The sequence below is a fragment of the Gelidibacter salicanalis genome (assembly GCF_016469035.1).
GTDB classification, from domain to species: domain Bacteria; phylum Bacteroidota; class Bacteroidia; order Flavobacteriales; family Flavobacteriaceae; genus Gelidibacter; species Gelidibacter salicanalis_A.
This window is the reverse complement of record NZ_JAEHJZ010000001.1, coordinates 163174-177357: the sequence shown is the minus strand read 5'-3', so window position 1 is coordinate 177357 and position 14184 is coordinate 163174. Positions and strand designations below refer to the sequence as shown.

The window sequence follows — 14184 nt, the reverse complement described above, 5'->3', positions numbered from 1 at the left end:
AGCGCTATAAAACAGCTCGGCCGTTCAAAGAAATCTATTTCAAGATGCTCCAAATTTTTCTGTAGGGATTTGTTTTGAAAAACAAAAAAATTTAGGCTAAAACCCAATAAAAACTACCATATATCATTTTAACTGAAACTATTGACGCTATAAAGTATTAACACCTGACATAAGAAAAATTTAAGCGGTAAAATCTATCCCACATTGTCGTGCTATTATTGCCCTATCTCTATATGTTGACAATTGTTTTTTATTACATTAACGAATTCATCTGTCTCTATTTAATTACTATTCTAATATTTAGGGTCTTCATTATAATCAATAAATTTTTTTCCGCTTATGCCTGGAGGCCATGAACTTCGGTTGTAAGTCAAGCTTTTTCGACCTAATCATTAGTTCTTCCTGCACCTGGATTGCCTTCCTTAATTCCTGAAAAGCCTTATCTACATCTATCTCCCTCCATAAAAGATTCACACAATAATCATCCACGATATATTTCTTGAACATCACACCATAAGCCTTCTGTTTTATTAACAAAGCTAAGTCCATCTCTTCTTTCTCGGAAAGGGAATCGGTCAAATATTTTGAAACCAGTTTTATCAAAATGGGATTGTTTTTCACGGTTTTTTATAGATAATACCCAAAAAATGTAAAAAACCCTTACTACTAATTATTTTTTTTTCATATTTGAAACTTTATCCAAGATTTAAGGATGCATTAAAAGGAAATTTTATTCAGAACCATAAAAAAACATTCAGATAAACTTAGAAATCCCTATCGTTCTATGTTGCTCACCCCAAATTACTCCCCATGGAAGATTTATTATTAGTACCCGCCATTAAAAAAGGAGACGATTCAGCTTTCAAAAAACTTTTTTATAACAATTATGAGAACCTAATAGGCTATATCAGAACTTTTTCTAATAATCATGAGGAAGCTGCGGACGTCGTACAGGAAGCTTTTCTTAGTTTATGGGAAAATCGTGCCCTCTTAGATGCAGAGCGTTGCCCCAAGAATTACCTTTACAAAATTGCGTACAACTGCTATATGGACCGATATAGCAAGCGGAAGAAGGAAGAATGTTTTTTTAAAGCCTTGAAGAAAGAGGCATTGGAAGAACAAATTTTTGATGATACACAATTACTGGAACGCCGATTGGAAAGATTGACGGTAATCATAAACAACCTTCCTCCTCGCTGCAAAGAGATTTTAAAACTCAACAAAATTCAAGGCTATACCCAAAAAGCAATAGCCGAAAATTTGAATATATCTGTAAAGACCGTAGAGGCGCATATAGGCAAAGCTTACAAAAAAATAAGAGGAGGATTTAAGGATGATGAATTGTTCTTAATGATTATCATCAAAATTTTAAAGATGTAACCCTTAAAGTCACTAGTGTGAATAATTAGCCATATTTCAATAGATCACAAATCTTTATAAATCCTTATTTTCTTTTATCCCCAACTCCTTCGTCAAAAGCAATCAGGTTAAACAATTCCCGCATTCGGCTGCGAACACGATTTCCATAGAATTCTTCCAACTCATCTGCACCAAAATTGGTGGTGGCGTGCGTTTTTGTTCTTCGTTTTGATTGCAGATAAAGATCATATCGGGATAAAAGAAGTTCACCCATCACGTTGAGATCCTTTCCATAAAATCTTCCCGGTGACTCTATTCCAAGATCATCAAAGCAGAATGATTTTGTGTTTCCATAATCCTCGATGGTTTTAAAACCGAGATGGTTAAAGTTTAAAACTATGGTCCTGCAGGCCAACTCTTTGATGTCAGCAGTGCCACTGTGGATGGCACCGCTGCTGTGAAGGGCGTAGATCAATTCAATTAATTCCGTTTTGTTTCCTGTCCAAAAAAGTTTTGAGGATGATTGTTTCATTGAATTTTGATTATAATTGTTGTTGGATTCCAATTTTTCAATTTCTTGCTGTAAATACACGATGAGCATATCATAGGCCATAATCATGGCGACTGAGGAGTCCTGCGACGTAGCGAATTGATCGTCTACAAAAAAACGATGAATGTATAGTGAAATTTTCTGATGACCTATTTTATACAGATTATAGGGTTTATGACGAAAAAGATGTCACCAAACCATCGGACGGAAATGGACAGGCCACTGTAATAGATGGTGCAGTTCCTATGCCTGATTAATGTAAGTTTAAACAGGGAGTATGCATAGATGTACTCCCTGTTATATTAGTTTTCCTCTTGTCTCTTAGTAAAAGTAATAACTACTTAATAAAGAGATAAATTAAAGATAAACGTTGGCAAACATTCAAGAAAAACAACATCGTAAAAACAAAGAAAGAGAAGGATGACAACAATTGGAATAGTAGTATAAGTAATAGCAATTACATTATTAATTGTAGGATGAGTAGGAATAATTATAGTTATTTTTTTTTAGTTCAGTTTTTGAAAGTACCCCAAAAATTTTAAAATCTCAAGAATATAATACACAGCCGTCACTCCCGTCAGAACGACCAAAATTATTGAAAGTACCACCTGCTGTTTTTGTATTTTGCCAGTATTACGTGCGATAATAATTTGCTCATTTTCTAATTTTAGTAAACGCTTTTTCTCTTCGTGCTTTTCAAGATATTCTCCTGTATAACCTCCTTGGAATAAAAAGAAATTTCCTTCCCAAGTAAGTTCATAAGTAAATATATCTGTAGAATCTTTAGTTAGAGTTTCGGAGGCTATCTTAACAACATAATTATCTGAAATAAGTTTTCCCAAAGATTTTTCTATCATCAGATGTGTTAGTTTATCCTTAAAAAGAATATTTTGATAGAGGAGTATTTCTATAGATTTAAAATATTTCTTATGTGCTGTCTCTTTATGAAAAGATGCAAGAATAGAATCTAAAACTTCAAGTGTGAACATAATTATTTTAGTTTTACAAGTTCAATTTCAGTGGAACCATTGCTTACCCACAGAATTTTTGACGAAGATATTTTTTGAAACTTCATAATAATTGTAGTTCCACCAACGCTACCAAACTTAGCTTCATAAATAGTGTCGGAACTACTATCTGAACCCGAATGAATTTCCGGAAAGTCTAAAACTGACTCCTTCCAACAAAGTGAAGAAACTTCAATTAATTGACAAACATTATCGGAAGTAAATCTATAAAAAGAATTTTCTGGAGAGAAATCAGTTTGTGCGAGACCCCAAGTCCCATGAATCCAAATTGGAGGATTATAAGGAGAGTTATTTGAAGAGCTGTCATCAGAGGAACAGGAAATAAAAGTGATAATAAAAAATATTAAAAATAGCTTTTTCATACAAAGTTGATTTTAGGAAATAACGATAAATATAAACAAAATAGCCTTGATGACAACGCCGAATTGGGTTCCAAAAGAAGTTTTAGAATATCCTTCCGAAAACCAAAAACCAAACTATGAACATTTTTTGTTTGCGAGTTTTTGAAAAAACAAAATACGCCAAAAGCAAGGAGGCTTCTTGCTGAGATGGAGAAAATTGATAACAATGATGAATATCTATATCAAAGACTTGATTTAAGGTTCAAGGCTTTTTTGAAAAATTATTAATTGCTCATCAAGACCATCAAATTTTTCCTGATAGAAATCCTTTTCAGGCTTTGAAACAAAATTGAAATTATTCTTTAATCGCTTCAAAATTTCAGTCTGTAGATTCAAGACTTTAACAAGTTCGTTTGATTGATGTGAATTCATAGCCTCTTATTTTGCATCAATTTCATTTAAAAAACCAGCTATAAAATTGGATGTCTCTGATAATAAATTATTAAAAATTATATTTGAGTGCTCTTTTATCATATCTGGACGAGCATTATAAAGAATATCGTCATAATTCAAAGAGGGTAAAGGATGAATAAAGCAGTTAATATAAAATTGATCGGGTAACATTTTTGAGGGGTTACCAAAGAGTGGATTAGTAAACCTCACAATTTCCTCGTAGGAATCCTGAATTAGGGTCTGAATAATATATTTTGATTTGTTCACATCCTCTGAGAGTCTTATATAATCTTGAACGATAAAACCTCTTAATTTTTCACTGTGTAAATTACCATGAGGATTTCCGAGTAGTAAAGTCCATGGGTCTGATACGGCATCTTTAATTTTATTAATATTAGAAGTGTAAATGTGGTTGAGAACAGCATTTTTGGTATCCACATCGAATAAATTTTCTTTATAGAAACCTTCAGAATAGTACATTAAATGTCCCACTAAAACACTATCTATCGCCATATCAAAATGCGCAGGTGGATCTAAAAGATAGATATAATCATTAAGAACTTGATCAAAGACCTCTCTAAAGGATTGACTCATTGCAATAGCTAATTTGCTGTTGTTAGTTAGCATAAATATAAATTTTAAAGTAATAATGGAAAATCCACTTAAAGTATTAGCTACTATATCTGATATGGTAGAAACTACCCCAGAAAACCTCGAAGTACTTCGTCGGCTTGTTCGGGAGATAATAACAGCCTAATATCAGGCTCTAAAATTTTAACTTTATCCAAGACATAGTTATTATAAACTTCGAGTTGATTATCAGATAAAACTTCTTTGAAGGCATTTAGTTTAACACCAATCATCAGCAAATTAAAGTTGACTTGTTTTTCTAATTCGGACATAATAAAAATTTTACCTAATTTAACAAAATTAAACAGAATAACATCATTTAGGATAAAAAGACGATTTGCCAATAACTAAGAAGTATTCGGCTCGCCAATAGAGCCAGGGCTGAATACTGTGTTGACGAATCCGGATGGTTTGATGGCTATGGGTAATACGATGGATTTTGGGAAGGATAATGAGAGGTTGAACTGTTAGCTGTGTGGTTAAGTGTGTACATACGTAGTGGTTACTTATGGAAAAGTATCTTTTTTCATTTTGCTCGCATCATAAAATAAAAAGTGCTTTGGTTAAATTGTATCCTATTCTTAAAAGTAATATGTTTGATAAGGACATATAATAAATATAGGCGCAACTGGTTGCGTCTATACATCTTGTTTGTTGGCAGCAAGTGTAAAACAAATCGATAATGAGAAAGATAATTCTTGACACAAATATTTTACTTCGACAGCCAAGAATATTAGGGCTCGAGATTCCCAATACAGAATTTCTTATTCCGCTTGACGTAATTGAAGAATTGAATATTAGAGCTCAAAATCGTGGAGCAAAGTTCGACAGACGTATAGACCTAATTGAAAAAGCAAACCTTCAAGGAACAATAACGATAATAAATGTTGATTCTCCTACGATTCAACAATATCGTAAACTTCTCAAATCAAATAAATTAAGCGGTACTGACCTTTCGATTATTGCAATCTATAATCCCATTTAAGAAAAAACGCCAATTTTACTTGAGTGTTTTTTCGTTTAAAGTGTTTTCATCTCGAAGTGTCGGGAGGAGCTTTACGGGATCTTCAACCCCTCTTTGCCAAGTTTGCTTGAGCGTTTTCCATTTGGACTAATTTTAAGGCGGAGTTTTGAGGCGTCTTCAATCCCTCCGTAGTCCCTTATACTATCTGCAAAAGGTACCAAAACCAAGCAAGTTTTAGGATTTGCTTGGTTTTTAGGTTATGTTGCTTCTGATAGCTAATTGCTAGTTCCTTTTTTAAAAGGTCTTGGTTAACGGATAGTTACAGGTGTCAAAAAACATTTTCCATCCGATTTCGAGCCTATGAAAATGTAGACCAATTTTTCAAATGTAAATAATAGTTTTACTGTTTGGGATTTGCATCAGTTTTTACTTCACAAGCTCCCGTACTGCAATTTCCTCCCGCACAAGCAAGACCGAAAAACCCCATAACTGTTGGCCAGGCACCAAGCATGATTCCAATCCACTCGCCTTCCAACGCGCTTTGTACAATTATCCACAATCCTATACATAAATATGCCGCCCGCATCCATGTCCAGCCGGTAAAAATTCTGTTTAACATCTTGTAATTAGATTTTGATATTAAGTGAAGACCAGCCTCCGCCGTTGTATACCTGTGTGAATCCCTTCGATTTTAGCTGACTTTTTGCTGAAGCGCTTCGCATACCGGAGGCACAACAGGTAATTATTGGTGTGTCTTTATTTTTCAGGATATTGGTGTTCCCATTTAATGTCTGTAAGGGAATATTTTTTGAGCCTTTAATATGACCACCAGCGAATTCTGCCTTACTTCTTACGTCTATAATAATGCCACCTTCTTTTAGAAGTTGCTTATAATTTGGAGCTGGTTTTATTCCTAAGAACTCCTTAAGTTTCGAAATCATATTAAGCTTTTTGTGAGGTTAAATTGTTTACTTCGAGCCAAGAGCCACCGTTGAGACAGATCACGCCCTGACGGCTTAAGAAATCCTCAGCTTGGCCACTTCTGTTTCCAGTGGCACAGCATAATATCAACGGTGCTTTCATTTCCTTAAGTTCGTCAATTCTATGCGGAATTTCATTAAGGGGAATATTTACAGCGTCAGAAACACTTCCACCCATAAATTCCATGGGTGTACGCACATCTACAATAGTGCCTGCGCTAGTTTTAATTATTTCTTCTCTATTCATAAATTTGTTTCTTGATTGAATTTATTTGAAATCAGCGAGAAATACCCTACTGATTTATGTTTGCAAAATTAAACCTAAAGAGCTCTACCCACAGTTACTTGTGTTACATAAGAATCTGCCACTGTGCAAAAGGTGGTTTTCTAAAGAAGAGATGATAGGATTCAAGCCCCACATAGCAGTGTTAATAAATGTTTTGAAATTTTATAGGAATGAAATTTTAATTCAACAAAACCAGAAAAGCAATCTTAATTTTCATTTTTTTTGTCTATCAGAAAGCGAATAATCTAAGAGAGTTTATCGATTATTGCCTTCAACTTGGCCCTCACCTCTTGGGCAATAGTCTCCAGCTCCTTATTCTCTACTGCGGTCATGGAGGCCGCAGGATCTACTGCAGACACTTCTATTTTACCATCTTCTCTTTCTTGTACAATTACATTACAAGGTAGCATCGTGCCAATTTTGTTTTCGGCCGAAATTGCTTGGTGCGCCAATTTTGGATTACAAGCTCCTAGGATCTTATATTTCCTGAAATTAACATTCAATTTCTTTTTGAAAGTTTCCTTTAGATCTATTTCGGTAAGAATCCCAAAACCTTCTTCTTTCAATTCTTTGGTGATTTTATCTACTGCCCCTTCAAACGAATCGTCGAGGACTTTTGAAAAGTAATAGTTCATAATTTATGTTTTTTTAGTTTCCTTAAAATTAATCTTTTTACTTCATCCACCGAAATCTGAAATATTAATCTTATGTGAATTCTACAAACCTTCTAATGCTCATGATCTCCCACACTAAAATCGGCGGCCATTGGTCCATAAAGTTGTGTAGCGTTAGTAGCATGATCAAAATCTTAATACTCGGTAAGCATAGGCAGTTCTGTACAGCCCAGGATGATCTCTTCTGTCCCTTTGACTGTAGCATCAGTAAACCATAACTAATTCATAGTTGCTTCCAGATACAAATAGGGGCATTGAAGGCACTTTAATACACCTCAAAATTTCGTAAACAAAGAGACCTTAGCAATGCTAAGGTCTCTTTATTTGTTTATTATATGATGCAGCAACTACTAGTAAAACTGCTGATTAAAGAATGGATTATAATCTATAAACAACCTGTAACGCATGTTGCCAATGGTTATTAGCATATTGACGGTCTTTATGGTTGACCGCAAATTTTCCAATAGATTGTAAGCGTATCCCTAAATTGTCATTGATCCAATATTGAATACCTCCTGATAAATTACCCGAAGTATTTAATTCGTCCATATGAAATAGGCCTACGCCGGCACCTACATAAAGTTCTAACGCTTCCAAGTTATAAAGGTTGTCGGAAAAAAACCATTTCACTGTGGTGTTGGTTGAGAAATAAGTCAAATTCTCCGTAAGAATTCCATCGTTCAAATAGACACCTTTATTAAAACCATTAAGACTAATATCCTGTTCTATAGAGAACTCTTGTCTCCATCTATTTTCTATGCCTATCATGAAAGGACTTTTAAATCCAAATTCATCAAGTCTTTCCACTGGATTTTGTGTTCCAAGATTGCCTACAGCATTAAATCCTGCATTAATCTGCCAACCTTCTTCAAATCTTTGTGCATGGGCATTGTAACCAAATGTGGTAACGAGCAAAATAATAAGTAATTTCTTCATAATAATTCTTTGGTCAAAAATAATGCTTTACTTCAATATGACAAAGTATTTACATTAAGTTTTTAAATATTAAGGTCTTTTGTGGCTCAATTTATTTTTAAGCACATGAGCCCTATAACTCTTGTTATTATATAGCAATGTTATGCGTTCTGTGAGTTCATGCAAATAATAAACTGTGTTTTGGGAAATCCTGCCAAGCCTTGGGTTATCTAATTTAAAATAATAGTAAGACTTTATAATTTGTGAGCTTTTGGTCGTATGGTTGGGTTTAAATTCCGGAAAATAGATACTCAATAATTCCAAGAATGAATTGGCTTGTTTTACGTCTGCTATCTTATGAAGAAATGATATCTTATTTTGAAGACCAAATACTAAGCAATCAAAGACCGGTTTAAGATTTAAAGTTCCAAACAAGTGGCCGTGGTCATTTATTTGCGTGGTATAAATGCCAATTTGGATGGAGTCTTCTTCTGATGGGATATGTATTCCACTTGTAAAAAGCTTGTTGTTTAAAAGATCAGTAACTTTAATAAGAAAGCGGTATTTGTAGAGTAAAACTTCCGAGTGGAGTTCAATAGCACCCATTTTTTTTGGATTAATTTGTCTGGGGAGGTGGCGGAAGTTCTCCGTGGTATAATTAAACTCAATTGTTTCAGTGTAGCCGTGTTTCTGCAATAATTCAAAAGCTTCATGTAATTGGTGAGGCGCAATAACAATATCCAAATCGCCCACCATTCGAGCTCCAATATCTTTTGGTGCTATATGGGCAATAACCGCAAGACCCTTAATGTAGACATGATCAATACTTGCCTCTCTGAATAGAGCAGAGACCTCCTGGGCTTCTTTTAATAAGATTTTGTTTCTGTTGCTGTTGATATTAGAAATTTCTTCTAGGTAAAGTTCTAAGTCTGGAGGAATGTGGGTCAGTAAATCTTTGCGTTTGAGTTGGTAATATAGCGCTGGCAACATCAAATGTTGGCTTGCAAGCATTACTACGGTATCCCAATCTACAGCCAAGGCATCAAATGTGTTTGCCAACAGCTTTCTATTGTCCTTAAAATTCAAGATGTTGGCAATGTGTTGTAAAGTGGCGTGTGTTGGAGTATGCGTCAAAATGTTGTATTAATCAATTCCAAATGTAGTTAACTGGAGTGGAAAGAAAGCATCTAGGCCTTAAATAACTCCTTAAATTTTGAGACTGCCATAGCATTATCAGAGTAAATTAGCTCATAACACTTAAGATCTTTGAGCCATTCTAAAAATAATTCGGCGTTTGATGCCACAGGAGACAGCCATGATTCTGGGATCAATGTTTCTAAAATCTTTTCAGTAGTAATTTCCTGCAAGCTCGATTTTGCATTAGGATCATACTTAACATACACAATTTTTTTACAGGGTACATGAGGGACGCCTTCATTAAGCGTTTTAATAGGAGGGATATATTTTATATTCACATCTTTGGAGGTACTCTTGTGCAATGGGTAGTGCTCAAAATCAGGAAAAAGTAGTTCCAACATTTTGAAAGCTCCTTGCTTAACCGAAATTCCGGAAGGAAATCGATAAACCTCCTTGTTTTTAGCTGATAAAGGCGTAAAATCATCAGCCAGAACGTCGATACCGGACGCCATTAAGACAGCAGATAGGGTGCTTTTACCATTGCCAGAAGCCCCAATAATCATGATGGCTTCCTGATCATTACACACCGTTGAGGCATGAAATGTAGCAATCCAATCAGATTCCACTTTATTATAAATTGAATTGATGAGTTGAAATGAGAATTGACCTTGTAACAAATGGTACTCTGTGTCTATATAGTCGCCAATATATGCTCCATTTTTAAAAAGATACAATTGACCTTCTTCTTGAAACAGGTCGAAGGCTGTAGGGGGGGCGTTATTATGGTTAATTGCTGCATGCGCCCATTGCGGATGGATTAAATTTTCAATTACTGAAGAACCGTAGTTGACTGAAAGAGCATAGTCGCCAAATTGATACCGTTTGACAATATTAGGTTGAGAAATGGAGGCCGTACAATTATTGGTAGTTGGAGGCTCAACATTCGTATTCGCGTTTTCTAATAAGCGTTTAATATCCTTGTAAAATGATGTCGCCTGCTCTTCCAACATCTGTTGCTGAACCAAAACCTCAATAAAAGTAGATTTGCTGGGGAATAGCAAAAATACTTCTAACAAATCTTTTATCATTTCTGAAACAACAATGTATTGGTTGGAATTTTCAAACCATAAAACATAATTGCTCCCTAATTGAACTGTATATCTTGGAGTTCCCATAATCCTCAATATACTATAATTATCTATATTCTGGGATTAGCAGGAAGTATTTGCCTCAATTAATTCCATATTTCACTGGAATTATAACCTTGTCCCTTATTGTGGCCGTAGCCGTTTCCTTTTCCATTTCCTTTGTTACCGTTGCCAGTATTGCTAGTAAAGCCCTGATCTTTATTACCCTTATTAGCGCTACTATTTTGAACTCTGTTGCTGCCTATTGACTGTGCCTGAGCGGTCTTAGGATTTAAAATTAAAAAAGTACCAACAGCTGTTAAGGCAGCATATTTACCCATACGTTGCATGGCTTCTTTTCTGCTGATGACTTCTTTATGGTGTTCTGTATTCATGGACAAGTAGGTTCTTAGGGGATAAGTTTAACTGTGCGATGCGAAAGTAGAAGTACTCCTTGATCTGGTATAACTTTGATGCCATAACGGTTAATTACTCGTTGAAATACAGATTTTGTTAAATTACCCATCTTTTTGTGCGAAAAAATGAATTAAATTATCCAATAACTTTCTTTTTTGTTTTTTTTTAATTTCAGGTAAGATTACAGTACAAGTGTTGCATGAGCATTATTTGTACTGTAGATTGGAGCTTGCTTTTAAATGCGTTATCCAAAAATGCGCTATCTGAATTTTTCTTTAAGCACGTTTAGTGTGTCCTAACAAAAGCCTCCTTTATTATAAGAAATTGCTCAGATTTGGTACATCTTAAAGGTGTTCAGAATGTTTTGGATTGTGACAGGATGATGCTAATGTAATTTAAAAACCAAGTCGGTATAGAGGACGGTATAGAAGTTCCATTGTTGGGGTTTTCCGCGATAAAATATTACCATCAAAACTGTCGTAAGTTGTACGCAAAATCGCCTGTAAAATAAGACGTAGGGTTTATAATGAAACTTAAAGTTTTGTAGCTTTTAATTGGCTATTTTAAAGGGATTGATTTACTTTGTGGTCTCAAATCTAGAAAGAACCCTCACATTCTATGGCCTGGCACGTTTTAATTACAAAACCTAAGTTTGAACTTAAAGTTGCAGAACGGCTTTCTCAAATGAACTTTATAGTGTGTTGTCCTACCCGTATTGAAGTCCGCCAATGGAGCGATAGAAAAAAGAAAGTCAGTGTGCCTTTATTGCCTTCAATGATTCTTATTAATATTCCTGAAAAGCAACGAGCCGATGTGTTTGTGGTTAATGGTGCCCTACGGTATCTGTTTTGGCTGGGAAAACCTGCAATTGTACCTACTGATGAGGTCGAGCTACTTCAAGACATTGCCAAAAATGAACAGCAGATACTATCCACAGAAAGAATTGGTGTAGGTCAGGAAATTGATTTAGAAGCATTTGGAATGAAAGAAAAAAAAGGGACCGTTAAATATGTATCCGGTAATCAATGTTGGGTTGTGCTCCATAAATTGGGCTATGTTGTGAAGTTGAAAATCAGTTAGAATGCTTAAAGATTTTAAAATTTAGTTGTATTTTTGCTTCTTTTTGTGCTTAACCTACACGCAATCGTGTTGCGATTTAGATGTTTAAAAATCAGGCAGTTCTATTAAATGGTGGGACTGGCAACGGCGAAGCCATGGCTTAGCTTAAAACGTTATAAATATATATTGAAATGAAAAAAATTGCACTTATTACGGGAATTACGGGGCAAGATGGTGCTTATCTAGCCGAGTTTTTATTGAACAAAAATTATGAAGTTCATGGGGTAAAAAGACGTTCGTCTCTTCTTAATACTGATAGGATAGATCATCTGTATCAGGATCCACATGAGACAGATCGTAATTTTTTCCTTCATTATGGTGATCTTACTGATAGTACAAACTTAATAAGATTGATTAAGGAAGTTCAACCGGATGAAATTTACAATTTAGCGGCTATGAGTCACGTTAGTGTATCCTTCGAAATTCCAGAATATACTGGAAATACGGATGGTTTGGGCACCTTAAGAATTTTGGAGGCTGTCCGTTTATTGGGAATGGAGAAAAAAACCAGAATTTACCAAGCCTCTACTTCAGAATTATATGGCAAGGTTCAAGAAGTACCACAAACTGAAACCACTCCTTTTTACCCACGTTCACCTTATGCCGTAGCTAAAATGTATGCGTATTGGATTACGGTCAATTACCGTGAAGCTTATAATTTATTTGCCTGCAACGGAATTTTATTTAATCATGAATCGCCTATCAGAGGAGAAACTTTTGTGACTCGAAAAATTACAAGAGCAGTATCTCGAATTGCGTTAGGCATGCAGGATAAAGTGTATCTCGGAAATTTGGATGCTAAAAGAGACTGGGGCCACGCCAAGGACTATGTGAGAATGATGTGGATGATCCTTCAGGCAGACGAAGCAGAAGATTGGGTGATTGCTACAGGTAAAACGACTACCGTGCGCGACTTCATAAAAATGGCATTTGCTGAAGTAGGCATGGACCTTGAGTTTAAAGGTGATGGTGTAGAAGAAAAAGCGTTCGTAACCGCTTGTCATAACGACAAATTTCAATTGCCAATTGGAACAGAGGTCGTAAATGTGGATCCTAAATATTTTAGACCAACAGAAGTTGACCTTTTAATTGGTGATGCATCTAAGGCTAAGAATAAGTTGGGTTGGGTGCCACAAATGGATTTACAGGATTTGGTAAAGGATATGATGAAGGGCGATGTGAAATTAATGCAAAAGGAGCATTATTTAAAAGAAGGTGGTCATAAAACACTTAATTATTTTGAATAATTATGGATAAAACGACTAAAATATATATTGCTGGCCACAACGGAATGGTGGGGTCTGCTGTGTGGAGGGCATTAAATGCTTTAGGCTATACAAATCTTATTGGTAAAAGCAGTAAGGAACTCAATTTACGCAATCAAGCAGAGGTAAATGCGTTTTTTATAGCTGAAAAACCGGAAGTTGTAGTAGATGCGGCGGCTAAAGTTGGTGGGATTTTGGCTAATAATGAAAATCCCTATCCTTTTTTGATGGAGAATCTTCAGATTCAAAATAATTTGATTGATGCAGCGCACAACCATGAAGTTGGGAAATTTATATTTTTAGGCAGTTCTTGTATCTATCCAAAATTTGCCCCTCAACCATTAAAGGAGGAGTATTTGTTGACCGATAGTTTAGAACCTACCAACCAATGGTATGCTATAGCAAAAATAGCTGGTGTTAAAGCTTGTGAGGCTATTAGAAAGCAGTACAACAAAGATTTTGTAAGTTTAATGCCTACAAATTTATACGGGTCCAACGATAATTTCGACCTGAAATCTTCACATGTTTTGCCAGCCATGATTCGTAAATTTCATGAAGCAAAGAAAGACAATGCCTCTGTAGAACTTTGGGGCAGCGGCACCCCTATGCGAGAATTTCTTCATGTAGATGATATGGCTAAAGCGGTGGTATATGCGCTTGAAAATAAGTTGGAAGACAATCTCTATAATGTTGGCACTGGCGTGGATGTCACTATCAAAGAATTAGCACATACCATCCAGGAAATTGTGGGACACACAGGAAATATTGTTTGGGATAGTTCTAAGCCGGACGGTACGCCACGTAAGTTGATGGATGTAAGCAAACTCAAAAAAGAAGGGTGGCAAGCAGAAATTGATTTGAAATCAGGAATTGCCAGTACGTACCAATGGTTTCTAGAAAACCAGGACTCTTTTAAAGGTATGAAAGTTTCATAGCGGT

Annotated in this window: 21 protein-coding genes; 6 read left to right on the top strand and 15 right to left on the bottom strand. The window is 35.4% G+C overall.

Annotation, left to right across the window (positions count from 1 at the left end; genetic code table 11):
- Positions 1-318 precede the first annotated feature (318 nt).
- A complete protein-coding gene (locus tag JEM65_RS00840) occupies positions 319-603 on the bottom strand; it encodes a hypothetical protein (RefSeq protein WP_199596649.1) in 285 nt (94 codons plus the stop codon).
- A 207-nt stretch (positions 604-810) separates the two neighbouring features.
- Here JEM65_RS00840 and JEM65_RS00835 point away from each other — a divergent pair, with 207 nt between their 5' ends.
- Positions 811-1380: an RNA polymerase sigma factor gene (locus JEM65_RS00835; protein WP_199596648.1), complete on the top strand. Its 570-nt coding sequence runs from the start codon at positions 811-813 to the stop codon at positions 1378-1380.
- 64 nt (positions 1381-1444) lie between these two features.
- On the opposite strand, the gene JEM65_RS00830 is transcribed toward JEM65_RS00835, so the two are convergent.
- Complete coding sequence (locus JEM65_RS00830; protein WP_307810536.1) at positions 1445-2035, bottom strand: RteC domain-containing protein; 591 nt, start codon at positions 2033-2035, stop codon at positions 1445-1447.
- 5 nt (positions 2036-2040) lie between these two features.
- Here JEM65_RS00830 and JEM65_RS22810 point away from each other — a divergent pair, with 5 nt between their 5' ends.
- On the top strand, positions 2041-2166 hold the full coding sequence (locus tag JEM65_RS22810; RefSeq protein WP_262895207.1) for a hypothetical protein: 126 nt from the start codon (positions 2041-2043) through the stop codon (positions 2164-2166).
- A gap of 249 nt (positions 2167-2415) precedes the next feature.
- Here JEM65_RS22810 and JEM65_RS00825 read toward each other — a convergent pair whose 3' ends face one another.
- The 5 genes from JEM65_RS00825 to JEM65_RS00805 form a co-directional block, all read right to left on the bottom strand.
- Positions 2416-2898 (bottom strand): hypothetical protein, encoded by a 483-nt coding sequence (locus tag JEM65_RS00825; protein WP_199596647.1) that lies wholly within the window; start codon positions 2896-2898, stop codon positions 2416-2418.
- A gap of 2 nt (positions 2899-2900) precedes the next feature.
- The gene (locus JEM65_RS00820; RefSeq protein WP_199596646.1) at positions 2901-3299 is read right to left on the bottom strand and encodes a hypothetical protein; all 399 of its coding nucleotides are present in this window, start codon (positions 3297-3299) and stop codon (positions 2901-2903) included.
- Positions 3300-3533: 234 nt separating this feature from the next.
- Positions 3534-3710 (bottom strand): hypothetical protein, encoded by a 177-nt coding sequence (locus tag JEM65_RS00815; RefSeq protein ID WP_199596645.1) that lies wholly within the window; start codon positions 3708-3710, stop codon positions 3534-3536.
- Positions 3711-3716: 6 nt separating this feature from the next.
- A complete protein-coding gene (locus JEM65_RS00810) occupies positions 3717-4358 on the bottom strand; it encodes a hypothetical protein (RefSeq protein WP_199596644.1) in 642 nt (213 codons plus the stop codon).
- Positions 4359-4429: 71 nt separating this feature from the next.
- Positions 4430-4633, bottom strand: a complete 204-nt coding sequence (locus JEM65_RS00805) for a hypothetical protein (protein WP_199596643.1) — start codon at positions 4631-4633, stop codon at positions 4430-4432.
- A gap of 410 nt (positions 4634-5043) precedes the next feature.
- Between JEM65_RS00805 and JEM65_RS00800 the strand changes: the two genes are divergently transcribed.
- Positions 5044-5346 carry a PIN domain-containing protein gene (locus JEM65_RS00800; protein WP_199596642.1) on the top strand — a complete coding sequence of 101 codons (303 nt, stop codon included), beginning with the start codon at positions 5044-5046 and terminating at the stop codon, positions 5344-5346.
- A 379-nt stretch (positions 5347-5725) separates the two neighbouring features.
- Here JEM65_RS00800 and JEM65_RS00795 read toward each other — a convergent pair whose 3' ends face one another.
- From JEM65_RS00795 to JEM65_RS00760, 8 genes are all read right to left on the bottom strand, one after another.
- The gene (locus JEM65_RS00795; protein WP_199596641.1) at positions 5726-5944 is read right to left on the bottom strand and encodes a hypothetical protein; all 219 of its coding nucleotides are present in this window, start codon (positions 5942-5944) and stop codon (positions 5726-5728) included.
- A 7-nt stretch (positions 5945-5951) separates the two neighbouring features.
- Positions 5952-6266, bottom strand: a complete 315-nt coding sequence (locus JEM65_RS00790) for a rhodanese-like domain-containing protein (RefSeq protein ID WP_199596640.1) — start codon at positions 6264-6266, stop codon at positions 5952-5954.
- A gap of 1 nt (position 6267) precedes the next feature.
- Positions 6268-6552, bottom strand: a complete 285-nt coding sequence (locus JEM65_RS00785; RefSeq protein ID WP_199596639.1) for a rhodanese-like domain-containing protein — start codon at positions 6550-6552, stop codon at positions 6268-6270.
- Between the two features lie 284 nt (positions 6553-6836).
- The gene (locus JEM65_RS00780; RefSeq protein WP_199596638.1) at positions 6837-7226 is read right to left on the bottom strand and encodes a DUF302 domain-containing protein; all 390 of its coding nucleotides are present in this window, start codon (positions 7224-7226) and stop codon (positions 6837-6839) included.
- Positions 7227-7643: 417 nt separating this feature from the next.
- A complete protein-coding gene (locus JEM65_RS00775; RefSeq protein WP_199596637.1) occupies positions 7644-8201 on the bottom strand; it encodes a hypothetical protein in 558 nt (185 codons plus the stop codon).
- A 69-nt stretch (positions 8202-8270) separates the two neighbouring features.
- The gene (locus JEM65_RS00770) at positions 8271-9314 is read right to left on the bottom strand and encodes a nucleotidyltransferase family protein (protein WP_199596636.1); all 1044 of its coding nucleotides are present in this window, start codon (positions 9312-9314) and stop codon (positions 8271-8273) included.
- A 53-nt stretch (positions 9315-9367) separates the two neighbouring features.
- On the bottom strand, positions 9368-10492 hold the full coding sequence (locus JEM65_RS00765; RefSeq protein ID WP_199596635.1) for a hypothetical protein: 1125 nt from the start codon (positions 10490-10492) through the stop codon (positions 9368-9370).
- A 59-nt stretch (positions 10493-10551) separates the two neighbouring features.
- Entirely contained in the window at positions 10552-10839 is a 288-nt protein-coding gene (locus tag JEM65_RS00760) for a hypothetical protein (RefSeq protein WP_199596681.1), read from the bottom strand.
- A gap of 640 nt (positions 10840-11479) precedes the next feature.
- Between JEM65_RS00760 and JEM65_RS00755 the strand changes: the two genes are divergently transcribed.
- From JEM65_RS00755 to JEM65_RS00745, 3 genes are all read left to right on the top strand, one after another.
- A complete protein-coding gene (locus tag JEM65_RS00755) occupies positions 11480-11941 on the top strand; it encodes a UpxY family transcription antiterminator (protein WP_199596634.1) in 462 nt (153 codons plus the stop codon).
- 170 nt (positions 11942-12111) lie between these two features.
- Entirely contained in the window at positions 12112-13227 is a 1116-nt protein-coding gene (gene gmd / locus JEM65_RS00750; protein ID WP_199596633.1) for a GDP-mannose 4,6-dehydratase, read from the top strand.
- Between the two features lie 2 nt (positions 13228-13229).
- A complete protein-coding gene (locus tag JEM65_RS00745) occupies positions 13230-14180 on the top strand; it encodes a GDP-L-fucose synthase family protein (protein ID WP_199596632.1) in 951 nt (316 codons plus the stop codon).
- The last annotated feature ends 4 nt before the right edge of the window (positions 14181-14184 follow it).